Here is a 12,398-nt window from a genome sequence, read left to right on the forward strand (position 1 = left end):
GTCTTTGATGTCATCAAAGCTGTTCATGCTACCAGCCATTTGCTCGGCTAGTTTTTTAATGTCAGATTGAGTAGTCATTGCTTATTCTCCGGTTAGTGGATTATAAGCAGTTACACAAAGTTTGGGAAACCCTCGATATTGGCTACGTTTCTTTTATTATTTTCATAACTTTAACATTATTATCAATATGCATAGCAATGATAATTTTAATAAAACAAAGATTTTACCGAGATGAATCTTTATAGTGTTTTATGTGTGGAGCTGTAGATCGAGAAGACAAGGATTAATTATTTTTATGAAATAAGCAGTTTAAAAAACAATTAATAGCACTAGAGTGCACTATTTATTTCAAGGTATTATCTAAATTAATTAAACGAACAATTGGCATTTAAAGTCTTAATAATAAGCTTATATGAGCAGCAACGTAGCTATGATTTTTTAGCTCTTAAGTTATCTGCGTCTTTTCGCTATAAGCTGCGATTGGTTTCACCTATTATCTTTTGTATAATATAAGGGCAGGCGGAAACCGTGGCTCTGTACTTTTTTCTCTCTTCTATTTCGTATCTCGGGACGGACCGATACTTTGTTAGGCAACTTTTTGTTTATACTTAAGTGCTTTGGAGTTTTGGTTGATTACTTTACCCCCACTCAAACGTCGTATTGTCTATGTGACGGTTTTTGAAATTATCGCTATTATATCTTCAACCTTTGTGCTGATGAAACTTAGCGGGAGCGATGCCACAGAATCATTGCCAGTGGCTGTGATGGTGTCATTGGCTGCCGTTATCTGGAACTTCTTATACAATACCGCTTTTGAAGCGTGGGAGCGCCGCCGGAAGGTGACAAAGCGCACGCTATTGATACGTAGCGTTCATGCCATAGGTTTTGAAGGCGGTTTGGTAGTGATTTGTCTACCGCTTTATATGATTTGGTATGAGGTGAGTCTGATAGAAGCCTTTATGATGGAAGTGGCGTTACTACTATTTTTCTTGGTCTATACCTTTATTTTTACTTTGGGTTTCGACAAGATATTTACCTTACCGCATCACTATAAGACCGCTTCTGCTTCTTCATGAATAAAGAGATTAATCGTATTAAATGACCCAAAAAAATGCTGCCATTAGGCAGCATTTTTGCTGTTATTAAAAAGGTGTGAGAAACCTTTATTTACCTTGATAAACGGGCTTACGTTTTTCCATAAAGGCAGTGATGCCTTCAGCAAAGTCAGCGGTTTTTGCCATCATGGTTTGTTGGTCAACTTCCATATCGAGCGCTTCATTTAAGCCAGAAAAAGCATGAACATTAATCATGTGCTTCATTGATGCCAAGGCTTTACCGGGCAGGTTGCTGAGTCGCGTTGCCAACGCCAATACGCTGGCATCAAGATCATCTTTACTTACAACGCTATTGACTAAGTTGAGACGAGCGACATCATCGCTAGTGAGCTTATCACCCAGCATCACAAGCTCAGTCGTTTTAGCAGCACCAATCAATTGATTGAGTAAGTAAATGCCGCCAGCATCTGGAATCAAGCCGATATTAACAAACGCTTGCACAAACTTGGCATTGTCAGCAGCAATACGGAAATCACACGTTAATGCTAAATTCATCCCAGCGCCCGCGACGGCGCCTTCTAATTTAGCAATAATTGGCTTATGAATGTTACGCAGTTTTAGGCTCACTTCTGCCACTTCTCTGAGCATAAAATCCAGCTTTGCTACCAATGCTTCTGATTCCATACCGTTTTCTAACATCTCGCCGATGTGACCACCACTCGAGAAGTTATTATTTGATCCTTGCAGCACAATCACGCGAACGTCGGCGTCTTGATCTGCCTGATCAAGCGCATCCATAATTGAGTTTTTTAATGGTGTGCTAAAAGCATTTAGCGTCTTTGGATCATTCATAGTAATGGTGGCGATATGATTTTCGCTGTGATATTCGACCAGAGGTTGTGACATGGTTGGTTTCCTTTATTGGACGTTTTCGGTAAGAATAGAGAGTGTGATGAGGTGTAACAAATCATTCAAGCTGATTACTATAGCAGCTTGCTATGATTATAAAAGCGGGTTTTGTAGGCGCTTGCGGCACGCTGAAAGGCAATTAGTCTTTTCTAAATTTTGACATACCTTTAAATCATTAAATAGATAGCAACTAGCGTATAAAAATAACGCTATGAACTATCCGCTCGGTGCATTATGCTAAAAGAAGACGTTTTCAAGACAGTGTTTTGAGTCAGTATTTTAAAATAGTACCTTTAAGAGATTTGATTTAAGCATTCAATAAATAAGCCATAAACAAGGAAGTAGCTATGCCAATGATAAATGTAAATAATATTGATATTTATTATGAAGACAGTGCGCCCGATGATAAGCAAAAACCAGTAATGGTATTTGCCCACGGACTGCTATGGAATACACGGATGTATGACAAGCAGGTGGAATATTTTAAGGCTGGCTGCCGCTGTATTACTTTTGATTTTCGTGGACAAGGTCAGTCCGAAATTACCAAATCTGGCTATGATATGGAGACGCTGACCGAGGACACGCTAGCATTGTTAAAAGCATTAGATATTGATAAATGCCATTTTTTAGGGTTGTCGATGGGCGGTTTCGTCGCCCAACGTATCGCGATAAAACATCCGGAACTACTGTTATCGCTGACATTACTTGAAACCTCAGCCGACCCTGAAGACCCAAAAAATGTGCCGCAATATCGTAAATTGATGAAAGCCATCCGCTGGCTCGGGATGAAGCGTGTCAGCCAAAAAGTCATGCCCATTATGTTTGGTAGCAGCTTCTTAGCCGATAAGTCGCGCAAGGCTGACCGCAGAGAATGGCTTGCGATGTTACAAGGTAATCGTAAGGGCGGTGTTGTTAAAGCGACCACAGGTGTGATTGAGCGCTCGGGTATTTATGATCAGCTAGGTGAGATTACCACGCCGACACTGATTATTGTTGGCGATGAAGATGTTGCCACGCCTTATGTAAAGGCAGAGCGGATGCATTTTGCGATTAAAGGTTCTAAGCTCGCGATTGTCAAAGGTGCTGGTCATACTTCGACAGTAGAAGAACCTGAGCAAGTAAATAAAGTTATTAACACTTTTTTAGCAAACTGCGTTTAACCCTAGAATAAAGCTTATATAATAAAAAAGCCATTATCTTAAATAGGATAACGGCGTTTTTATTTAAACATTTGCAGAGATTAATTCTAAAATAACAAGGCTAACGTCGTTATTTATAACCGGGTCGTATAGTCAGTATTAACGTCGTCAAGGGTCCCAAACACCTCAGCTCGATTGACTATTTCTGTTGCCCATGCACGGTGCGTGGCAGGTTCGAGCATGGTGTTGTTATATTTAAACACCGCTTTTGCCTCACTGTGCAAGATTGCTTGCGCTTCATCTAAAATGCTTAGTGGCACGCAATACGCTTGCTGTACCAATGCAATTTGGCTTGGGTGAATGACCGTTTTGCCGACCAGTCCTAAATTTACATCGCGCATCAGCTCTTTCATAAACAGTGTTGGCTGGTCTAAGTACTCAAACACCGGCGCGGTGAGATAAAAACCATGCGGCACAAAGCAGCCGAGCAGCTGATAAGCGAGCGTACCAATCGGCGTGTCATAAACGATGCTGTTTTTAGGACGGCGCAAACGTAGCGCGGCAAATAAGTCGTTACCACCTACACGCAGGGCAAAAACTGGCTGGCTAAAGGCCTCTTTAAAACCAATTGCCAATTCTTCATTATGATGTGGATTAAACAACGCTGCCGTTTCAAGCGTCGGCATCAATAACTGCTCGGTGCTTAGATTCTGACAGGCCATACGCCAATTCGATAAGCTATACATATCGACTTTTGGCATCACAAAACCATCGACCAAATCAATATGAGCAAAACCTGCTAGCTGCTCTAACATGGCTGGATGACGGGGACGAATAAAGACTAAAGGTCTGGTAGGTTGATCGGTTTGCTCTTTTGATTGAATGCCATTTTTTGCTGGGTCATTGATACTATCGACGTGCGCCGCCCATGTATGTAGCAGCGTTTGCAGGCGCTCAAGTGCCAGTTCAACATCGCTATGGCTGACCGCATCTTCTAAGCAGATAATAATGCTGTTAATCGTCGGTAATTTGTTGCGCGTAATCACTTGCCAGATATCTTGCCGCGTCGCTGGCATGTATAGACTGGCACCCAGCTGATACGGATGATGGGTAAGCGGCTTGAGCATTGCATGACGCTCAGTAATCAGGTGAGCGTAAGACTGATTATTGTTATAAAGGGTGGACTCGTTGTATTGCATATCTGACATAGTTAGTATCGTAAATAGTAATAAATGAATGTTTATAGAGAGAATCTTTATCCTCAGGCCGAATGATAAAAAAAAGTGGCGCTAACGATGTGAATTATGAGCGATCGGTTGCACGCCGTTTGATCAGCGTAATCGCTTGATAGGGGAGTATTTTAGCACCTAATACCGTAATATTGATATCACGCTCGCTACATAAATACCGCAATAACACCGTATCAGGATGATCGGCGGTTGCCAGTAAGATACGTTCAGGGTCGCGGCGTAGTATCGCCCGTGTCGCCTCTGCAATCGTCGGCTTAATACGGTTGCGATCGCTAATATGATAATCAATTGCCAGCGTATCAATTAAGTCTGCCGTCTGGTAGCGTGGTTGCTTAAACGTTTGCAAATATTGAGGAGGAGTAGCCAATTCACGCCGTGCGCTATCAATATGATCAACAAAAGCTAGGCTGTAATCTACCTCAACCAAGTTATCATAAAAGACGCTACGATGGAGACCTGACTGCGGCTCGGTATATAAACTGCGTGATATCAGCCCCGATACCGTGCTATTTAATAATCCCGATGGAATCAACCAATCTTCCTCACTAGCCGCTAACCAGGCAACGCCCGCTGGATCCGCAAGGGTCAATAGCGGAATAACATTCTCACCTTGATGAAAAATATTGACAAAATTTGGAGGACTAGGGTTATTAAAGACGTCTAAACTACGAGCAAGCTCCTGATAAATCGCTCCTTTACCTGTCCAACCGTCGACGAATACGATGGGGCTGTCTGGATGAGCGTCCAATATCATCTGTAAAGCAACCATATCAAGGCCGCGGTCGCGAATGATACTGATACCAAAATGCACACTTGGCAACGCATAGCTGCTATCAGTATCTGCCAAGGCGCGCTGCAACAATACGCCAATCGGCAAGCCCGCTCTTACTAAGCTCACTAATACTAATGGGCGCTCGTTATTGACTTGTGGTTGAAAAATATGATGTAGCGTATCAGCTAAATTGGCGATATCAGTCGCGGTTCTCGTTGTACCTTGTTCTAATGCTTGCTGATACAACTGCTCATGCATGGCAGTTGGTGCGTACTCTAATGTCAACATATCAGAATAATGGCGCTGACCACTTTGAATTAAGGCTTCTTTTTGGCTAACCGGCACATCAGCAACCGTGTTTTTATCGACAATGTCGAGCAACATGGTTACATCGCTGGCAAGATAGCTGCCTGAGCCGTATTGCTCTAATTTTTGAATGCTAGGGTTGATCATAGGATTGGTCATAAGGTTCATTAAATTTTTGTAAATGACAGTTATTATCGTTGTTTACGCATCGTTAAGTGTCATTCAGCATTAAAAGTTATTAAGCATTTGACGTGATTAGACACTAAGATGGTCATGCAACTGACCACGATTGGGCATGCCATACCAGTCTAGTAACTGAAGAAAAGGTAAATCTGCCAAGCTGTCAGCAAAACCAAAGCTTGGGCGCTGGCTGTCTAAATGATTCTCCAATAAGAACTGTACCGCATGACGCTTATGAACGGCGTGCGGCAATATTGCCAGATTATTGGCGTTGACATGGACATAAAAATCTTGGTCAAAATCGCGGATTAACGTTGGCAGTTTTTCAGCTAAGGCTATCAATACTTGATGGTTTTTTTGCGCATGTTTGATCGCCAAATAAATGGTCAATTCTTTATTAACAGTACCATTATTAAAGTGATCGATATGCGGTGTAAATACCAGCTGGCTGTTGTCATTTCTACTATGGTTGGCAAATAATTGACTTAGCTGCTGTAATTTATCTTGCAATGGTGCAAGTTCACTATGCATACGCTGTTGCCAGTGCGCTTGTAGCGTGCCGTCTTTATCAAGAATAATGGCACCGTGGGTTAACACTTGCCAGCTATCAAAAGGCAGCTTAACGCGTTTGATTTCACGGCGATCGCGAGCGGTTACCACTATCAGTTCTGTGCTGCTAAGTAACCAGTTAAAAAGAGCTTCTTGACGTTGACTCATAAAACTTAATGGATCGCCTTGTTTGTCTACTGTGGCACAAACTAAGTTTTCAGATTCAGCGTTAGGAAGTTTCCAAGCATCAATTTTACGCTGGGTTTGAAAAAGGGTGTCATCCAAATCCATGAATGCATAAGGTTTGATAATATTTGAATTGGTTTGAAAAAAAGCGGGCATCATAGTATTTGTCATAAAAGCGTTCGTAAGTGTTAAATGTGAAAATCAAAGCAGAATTTAAAGAATGATTTTTATAAGGGCGTTTTTAGAGGGTAGTCTAAAACCCCGGACTCACCACCAACACATTATCCAAATCTTTCCACATGTCATCGACACTATCCGCTGAGGTTTCTACACATAAGACAATCAAATCCCAATCGCTAGGCTCAACATTATAGGCAAAGTTGGTCATACCAAGCCCATAATTATCGTTAAAACTTAGCATCGTCGTAATCGCACCACCAAGCGCAATTGGTGATCGCGTTAATGCACTAAAACTAACTGTAGAGTTTTGAGTTTGTATCTCGAGCCACTCTGCTAATAAAAACGGCAACCAAACAAACTCATTACTGCCCAATACTAAAATTCGCTGTGGTAACTGCTTTTTATCAAACTGCTCTTGCTGATGAAAAAGGTTAAAGGCAGTTTGAAAATTCAAGAGATAATCATCAAAGCCATCGGTACTATTAAGAGTGGGGAAGCGTCCCCAGTTGCCAGTATCACCTAGCGCCTGACTACCAGCTTCGGTGGTATCGACCGATGGCATGATGATAGGCTCAGGATTGGGTGTATCCGTCCACGTCCAAGCGCCAGACAATAGATGATGACGATGGAAGTCGATATTTGGCAAGCGTGTGGCAATCGTATCATCACTAGCGTTATCTTGATTTTGATTTAGCGACCAATCAACTAAAGTAGTCAGATGTACTTGTTCTAACTGTTCAAGTCCTGCGTTACGAAGGGCGGTGACAACGTTGACGCACGTATTGCCCGTTGATGCTTCATCATCGACCATAATCAGCGTTTTGCTAGCAAGTAACTGCGCTTGGGTATCTTTATCTGCACTTTGATAAATCAGATGCTGGCTTGCATGACTATGGTCTTCGCTAAACGTAGTCAATAAACAATGAGTGCTTTTGTCATGATTGCCGTCATGTTGCGCATGGCGGGTAGAGTTGAGCAATAAAGCATTAGGGTAGCGCGTTTGTAGCGCTTGATGCACCCCAGCGGATAAGCCTACAGCAGTCTCTGCCATGCCGATGACCAAAATAGGTTCAGGCAAATCACTAGGCACTAGGTTTGCCAAATCAGTAAAAGCATGACGCATCTTACTAGGAGTAACTGGAATATGACGCCCTAAGACTTTTGATACGAATAAAAACGCCCTTTTGGGGTTAATACGCTGAGCAAATCCGAGCAATGCTTCTAATTGATAATGATTACTTTGTACATTATTACTTTGTTCCATGCCATCTTTGGCAGTGGCTGAATTGGTTTGATAGATTAAATCAAGGGTACCGCGAGGTAAGTTTATGGTTGTGCTATGTTGCTTATTTGGCATTCATTTTCCTCTGGTCTTGCAAATTCTTATATCGTTGTTTTTACTTACTCGCTAGCATCTTCTTCAATTTTTACGCCGACCATGATTGAGCGAACTTGGCAGGGAGTGATTTGCTGAGCGATGTCAGCCAATTTCGGTTTATCGGTTAAACCAAGCCAATAACCAAATCCAACTTTAGTTAAATCAACACCGCTATGCGTGGTGTAACCGATGCCACCAGAGGGACGGCTATTAATTTCAAGCACACGGTGCTGACCGTCATCATCGGCCTTGGTCTGAACGCTGACGATACCATCACAATCAAAGGCTTTAATTAGTGGAATAACCACATCCATGACCGGTTGTTCGTAGCCAATATGTTGAATTTTCCCCGTTTTATACCGCGTGATAGCAGCCAGTACTTCACCATATTCACAGACGACATCGATAGAATATTCTTGCCCTGATAAATATGGCATGAGCAGCATCGGAATAGGGCGCTCATGTACCATTAGACTGTGAGCATAGGCATGAATAAACTGCGTGGTATTGATTTTTTTCTCTTCGGTAAAGTATAAATGCTCAAAGCTGTCGTACTTCGCCTCCGTCTTTTTATCCGTATCTAAGCGCCAAAATCCTTGGGCAAAAATGCCCGTAACGGGTTTGATGCATAAGGGCTGATGTCCGTGGGTCGCAAGTAACGCCTCAAGCTCTGTGACGTTATCAAAGCGCCAAGCCTCCGCCACTGGAATATCGTGCTGATAACACTGTTGCATAAAGGCGAATTTGTCATCTATCGCTTCTAACGCTGCTACACTCGTTGCGCCAGTCAATAAACGAATGCCAGCCGCATTAAATGCCTGACGGTGGGTTTCATAATCAATACTATTGCGCCCCGTAAGTAGCACTTTGACATTATTGTTTTTGGCTTGCTCTAAAACAAATTGCCAACGCGGTATCAATGGCTCAATAGGTTCATGTATGGCTTGCTCATCGCTATCTTCAGTATTTTTATAGGGCTCACGGTAAATGCTATCGGAAAATTCAAAAATTTCGGGTCTATCGTGACGGTGTGAAGCGATAATGTTAAATGGCGTCTTAGCTTGTGCTTTTAATGCTTGTAAGCTGGCTAACATGTCGCGCTGGCTTGACTGACCTTCAGCTAACCAGACGGCAGATAGCGCGGCAGTTGATAGGGTATGAGAGCTAGCGTTAGCAGAGGTTTTCATAATTCTCTCAGCGTTATTATAAATTTATAGAGTGCAATGACCAGAATTAAGTCTTGAATATGGCAAATGATTAAACACAATATAGTATTGCTTAAAACAAAGGCTATTATATACAAATGCTAGGCGCTATAAATACTACTGACAAAATAACATGATGGATTTGTAAAAATATTTTTGCAGGATCGTTAACACTTCATTGAACGGCCTTACGCTTTAAAAATTAGGCGTTAACCATGCTACTATATTGCGATAGCTAACTGTACCCACATAAACAAATAATAAATAATGTAAAGGATAAATGATGAGTCAACCTCAAAAAATGATTGCTGGTGCCAATGCGCCGCTACCAACGGATAATATTAGCATCCGTATTTTAAGCCAAAGCGCCATCGATTGCGCCGCTTATCGCCTGACGACGGCAGGTAAAGTTCGCGGCGATGGTGACATGATATTTTATGGCCAGACGCGTAGCGATGATGGCAGCGTAAGTTTCCGCGGTCATGATAGTGATGGATTTTTTGACATCAATCTACCAGCCCAGCCTGCGAGTATTGACAAGATAGCCCTCGCATTTTCTAGTACGCAAACGCTGGCGCAAGTCGGTGACGTAGATATTCAGGTTTTACAAGGCAGCCAAGTATTGATGACTTGCCAATTAACTGCCGCCGGTCGCAATGAAAAAGCCATTATTTTAGCAGAGTGTTACCGCCGGCAGGGCAGTTGGAAGTTTCGTTTTATCGCCCAAGGTTTTAACGGCGGCTTAAAACCCTTATCTGAACATTTCGGTGTTGAAATTGCCGATGATGCACCAGCACAAAGCCCTTTACAAAATCAGGCACCAAGTCAATCTCAATCTATTAATACGCAAAAGCCAATCAACACGCAAAAAGCTGGCAGTGCGCCAACAGCAAATACAACGCCGCCAATTCCTACCAGTAGCAGCCCATCAATCAATTTGAGCAAAATTACCTTAACCAAAAACCAATCTAGCATCAATCTAAAAAAACGCGATGATTTTGGTAAAATTTCGGTCAATCTTAACTGGAACCAACGCCCAGATAGCAGTACACAAGCCCCTAAAAAAGGCTTGCTCGGCGACCTATTTAAGCAGCATAAAGCCGCTGGTATTGACCTTGATGTTGGGGCGATGATTCATCTAAAAAATGGCGAAAAAACGCTGATTCAAGCCTTGGGCAATCGCTTCGGTAACTTGCAATCAGCACCTTATGTATTATTGCGTGCCGATGATAGAACCGGGCAAGTCAGCGGCGGTGAGTGGTTAGATATCAATGGTCAGCAGTGGTCGCAGATTGAAGAAGTGTTTATCTTTGCTTTTATCTATGAAGGTGTACCAAACTGGGCGCAAACCGATGGCGTCGTGACCATTCATGTTCCAGACCAGCCGCCGATTGAAACGCGTTTGACAGAAGGAGCGGGTAATTTGCCAATGTGTGCCATTGCACGTTTGGTTAATCAACAAGGCAGTATCAATGTTGAACGTATTAATGAGTACTTTAAAGGTCATCAAGAGATGGACAAAGCCTTTAATTGGGGTTTTAGCTGGAAGCGTGGCCGTAAATAATGGTTTTAATAGTATTTTTAATATAGAAACAGCCAGCCCATCTATAAGTAGATAGGCTGGCTGTTTTATAAAATGACTTGTTTTAAGAGATAAAAGCCAATCTCGTAAAAATTTTGAATCAATTACGCATGTGGGGTGATAGCAGGCATCAAGTCATGAAAGGTACGACCAGAAGCAATTTCGCCAATCGCATGCATTTTCCACTCGTTATTATGACGATAAACCTTTGCCATAATCATCGCTGTGTGGTTTCCTTGCGCTGATAAATTGTAGCGCGCAACTTCCTGATTGTTATTGGCATTGACGATACGGCAGAAGGCGTTTTCAACGGTCTCAAAGGTCTGACCAGTAAAGCTATTTACCGTAAATACCAATGATACTACGTTTGCTGGAACTTTTGATAAGTCAACGTTAATGACTTCATCATCGCCGTCGCCATCACCAGTGCGGTTGTCGCCAGTATGCACGATACTGCCATCTTTTGACTTAAGCTGATTGAACCAAATTGCATCGACCGCTTGTTTACTCCTATCAAACATAACGCATGAAGCATCTAAATCGATCGAGTCGCCGCCCGTGCCGCCGCCAAACAATTTGCCTAAAAAGCCACCTTTTTTCTCTTGCTGACCTTGAAAGACGTCCCAACCTAAACCCAATTTTACTTGAGTAAGCTCACCACCAGCTTCTTTGCTGAGGGAGATTTTTTGACCCTTCTGTAAGCTAACTGCCATATTCTTATCCTTATTATAGTCATGAATAAAGTTTGAGTTATAAAATATTGTCTAAAAATCCACCGCTACCGCCGCGACCACCTGAACTGGTTCCTAAGATGCTTTGTAGCCAGCCTTGGTAGCTATCACGATTGCGCGAGCAGATGATGACTTTGCCCGTTCCTGAGAAGTTTAAAACCATCCCTTCACCACTGGTGACCGAATTGATAATATTGCTCATGATGCCCTTTTTCTTACTGGTCGATACCGAAAGCTTATAGTTAAGGTTTGAGTCCCAGCAGACCACATGGCCATTATCAATAATGACATCTTTATCTGGGGTAACATCAATCTCAAATAGTGAACCAAAACCGGAAACGACGACTTGACCTTGACCTTGGGTTTGCATGACCATAAAGCCGCCCGTATCTCCAAACACCGCGCCGCCAAGATTGCGCTGGATATTGGCTCTGATATCGACGCCCGTTTGAGCAGCAACGAACGCACCGTCACTTAAAGTATATTGCTGGGCGCCGCAATCGATGATTTGCATATCACCATCTAAGGTTGGCGCAAGCAGGCAATCGCCTTCACCATTGACGGCTTCAATTTGCTGTTGAAAAAGTGACTCGTCATTAGCAAAGCGGCGCATCAGTGACTGCATAAGACCGCCTTGTAGCTTGCCTTTCAGCTCAAGGTTCGACTCCATCATCACCATGGCATTGGCTTCACAATAAATCGAGTCACCTTTTTTTAAGTTACAATGCAAAAAAGGTTCAATCGTGCCGATTAAGCTAAATGTTGCGGCCATGGGGAGCTAATCCTTATTCTAATATCTGATATTTTTTTTATAAAAACTACTGCTGTAATCTACATCGTTTTTAATTTAAGTTCGCCAATTATATTTAAAGCCATCAAATGCTTTAAACGGGCACACTTGATAGCTTATGTTTATCGCAACCAGTGTTCTGACTACGATATTTCATTGTTAGACGATGACGCGGCTTTTAACGTT

11 protein-coding genes and 1 pseudogene are annotated in these 12,398 nt (G+C 42.4%); 3 read left to right on the plus strand and 9 right to left on the minus strand.

Annotated features, from left to right (window positions below; all coding sequences use genetic code 11):
- Positions 1 to 78, minus strand: a pseudogene (locus B4K26_RS12890) (transposase); the annotation flags it as partial.
- Between the two features lie 551 nt (positions 79 to 629).
- Here B4K26_RS12890 and B4K26_RS01510 point away from each other — a divergent pair.
- The gene (locus B4K26_RS01510) at positions 630 to 1,076 is read left to right on the plus strand and encodes a PACE efflux transporter (protein WP_296243124.1); all 447 of its coding nucleotides are present in this window, start codon (positions 630 to 632) and stop codon (positions 1,074 to 1,076) included.
- Positions 1,077 to 1,163: 87 nt separating this feature from the next.
- Here the strand turns inward: B4K26_RS01510 and B4K26_RS01515 are convergent, their stop codons facing one another.
- Positions 1,164 to 1,961 (minus strand): enoyl-CoA hydratase/isomerase family protein, encoded by a 798-nt coding sequence (locus tag B4K26_RS01515; protein WP_296243125.1) that lies wholly within the window; start codon positions 1,959 to 1,961, stop codon positions 1,164 to 1,166.
- A 350-nt stretch (positions 1,962 to 2,311) separates the two neighbouring features.
- On the opposite strand from B4K26_RS01515, the gene B4K26_RS01520 reads away from it, so the two are divergent.
- Complete coding sequence (locus B4K26_RS01520; RefSeq protein WP_296243126.1) at positions 2,312 to 3,124, plus strand: alpha/beta fold hydrolase; 813 nt, start codon at positions 2,312 to 2,314, stop codon at positions 3,122 to 3,124.
- 113 nt (positions 3,125 to 3,237) lie between these two features.
- Here B4K26_RS01520 and B4K26_RS01525 read toward each other — a convergent pair whose 3' ends face one another.
- From B4K26_RS01525 to B4K26_RS01545, 5 genes are all read right to left on the minus strand, one after another.
- Entirely contained in the window at positions 3,238 to 4,311 is a 1,074-nt protein-coding gene (locus tag B4K26_RS01525; RefSeq protein WP_296243127.1) for an HpcH/HpaI aldolase/citrate lyase family protein, read from the minus strand.
- Between the two features lie 94 nt (positions 4,312 to 4,405).
- Positions 4,406 to 5,590, minus strand: a complete 1,185-nt coding sequence (locus B4K26_RS01530) for a cysteine protease StiP domain-containing protein (RefSeq protein WP_296243128.1) — start codon at positions 5,588 to 5,590, stop codon at positions 4,406 to 4,408.
- 96 nt (positions 5,591 to 5,686) lie between these two features.
- On the minus strand, positions 5,687 to 6,505 hold the full coding sequence (locus B4K26_RS01535; protein WP_296243156.1) for a hypothetical protein: 819 nt from the start codon (positions 6,503 to 6,505) through the stop codon (positions 5,687 to 5,689).
- A gap of 94 nt (positions 6,506 to 6,599) precedes the next feature.
- The gene (locus tag B4K26_RS01540) at positions 6,600 to 7,883 is read right to left on the minus strand and encodes a phosphoribosyltransferase domain-containing protein (RefSeq protein WP_296243129.1); all 1,284 of its coding nucleotides are present in this window, start codon (positions 7,881 to 7,883) and stop codon (positions 6,600 to 6,602) included.
- Between the two features lie 44 nt (positions 7,884 to 7,927).
- A complete protein-coding gene (locus B4K26_RS01545) occupies positions 7,928 to 9,091 on the minus strand; it encodes an ATP-grasp domain-containing protein (RefSeq protein WP_296243130.1) in 1,164 nt (387 codons plus the stop codon).
- 301 nt (positions 9,092 to 9,392) lie between these two features.
- Between B4K26_RS01545 and B4K26_RS01550 the strand changes: the two genes are divergently transcribed.
- Entirely contained in the window at positions 9,393 to 10,673 is a 1,281-nt protein-coding gene (locus B4K26_RS01550; protein ID WP_296243131.1) for a TerD family protein, read from the plus strand.
- Positions 10,674 to 10,795: 122 nt separating this feature from the next.
- Here B4K26_RS01550 and B4K26_RS01555 read toward each other — a convergent pair whose 3' ends face one another.
- Both B4K26_RS01555 and B4K26_RS01560 read right to left on the minus strand, forming a co-directional pair.
- The gene (locus B4K26_RS01555) at positions 10,796 to 11,404 is read right to left on the minus strand and encodes a TerD family protein (protein ID WP_296243132.1); all 609 of its coding nucleotides are present in this window, start codon (positions 11,402 to 11,404) and stop codon (positions 10,796 to 10,798) included.
- Between the two features lie 37 nt (positions 11,405 to 11,441).
- Positions 11,442 to 12,194, minus strand: a complete 753-nt coding sequence (locus B4K26_RS01560; RefSeq protein ID WP_296243133.1) for a TIGR00266 family protein — start codon at positions 12,192 to 12,194, stop codon at positions 11,442 to 11,444.
- Positions 12,195 to 12,398 lie beyond the last annotated feature (204 nt).

Origin of the sequence: Psychrobacter sp. UBA6766 (genome assembly GCF_002453355.1) — a bacterium.
GTDB lineage: Bacteria > Pseudomonadota > Gammaproteobacteria > Pseudomonadales > Moraxellaceae > Psychrobacter.

What these genes read in the sequence shown, in the direction of transcription:
- B4K26_RS01540 (WP_296243129.1), bottom strand. Translation starts at nt 7,883, where the DNA reads ATGCCAAATAAGCAACATAGCACAACCATAAACTTACCTCGCGGTACC.
- B4K26_RS01525 (WP_296243127.1), bottom strand. Translation starts at nt 4,311, where the DNA reads ATGTCAGATATGCAATACAACGAGTCCACCCTTTATAACAATAATCAG.
- B4K26_RS01555 (WP_296243132.1), bottom strand. Translation starts at nt 11,404, where the DNA reads ATGGCAGTTAGCTTACAGAAGGGTCAAAAAATCTCCCTCAGCAAAGAA.
- B4K26_RS01515 (WP_296243125.1), bottom strand. Translation starts at nt 1,961, where the DNA reads ATGTCACAACCTCTGGTCGAATATCACAGCGAAAATCATATCGCCACC.
- B4K26_RS01550 (WP_296243131.1), top strand. Translation starts at nt 9,393, where the DNA reads ATGAGTCAACCTCAAAAAATGATTGCTGGTGCCAATGCGCCGCTACCA.
- B4K26_RS01560 (WP_296243133.1), bottom strand. Translation starts at nt 12,194, where the DNA reads ATGGCCGCAACATTTAGCTTAATCGGCACGATTGAACCTTTTTTGCAT.
- B4K26_RS01530 (WP_296243128.1), bottom strand. Translation starts at nt 5,590, where the DNA reads ATGACCAATCCTATGATCAACCCTAGCATTCAAAAATTAGAGCAATAC.
- B4K26_RS01545 (WP_296243130.1), bottom strand. Translation starts at nt 9,091, where the DNA reads ATGAAAACCTCTGCTAACGCTAGCTCTCATACCCTATCAACTGCCGCG.
- B4K26_RS01535 (WP_296243156.1), bottom strand. Translation starts at nt 6,505, where the DNA reads ATGATGCCCGCTTTTTTTCAAACCAATTCAAATATTATCAAACCTTAT.
- B4K26_RS01520 (WP_296243126.1), top strand. Translation starts at nt 2,312, where the DNA reads ATGCCAATGATAAATGTAAATAATATTGATATTTATTATGAAGACAGT.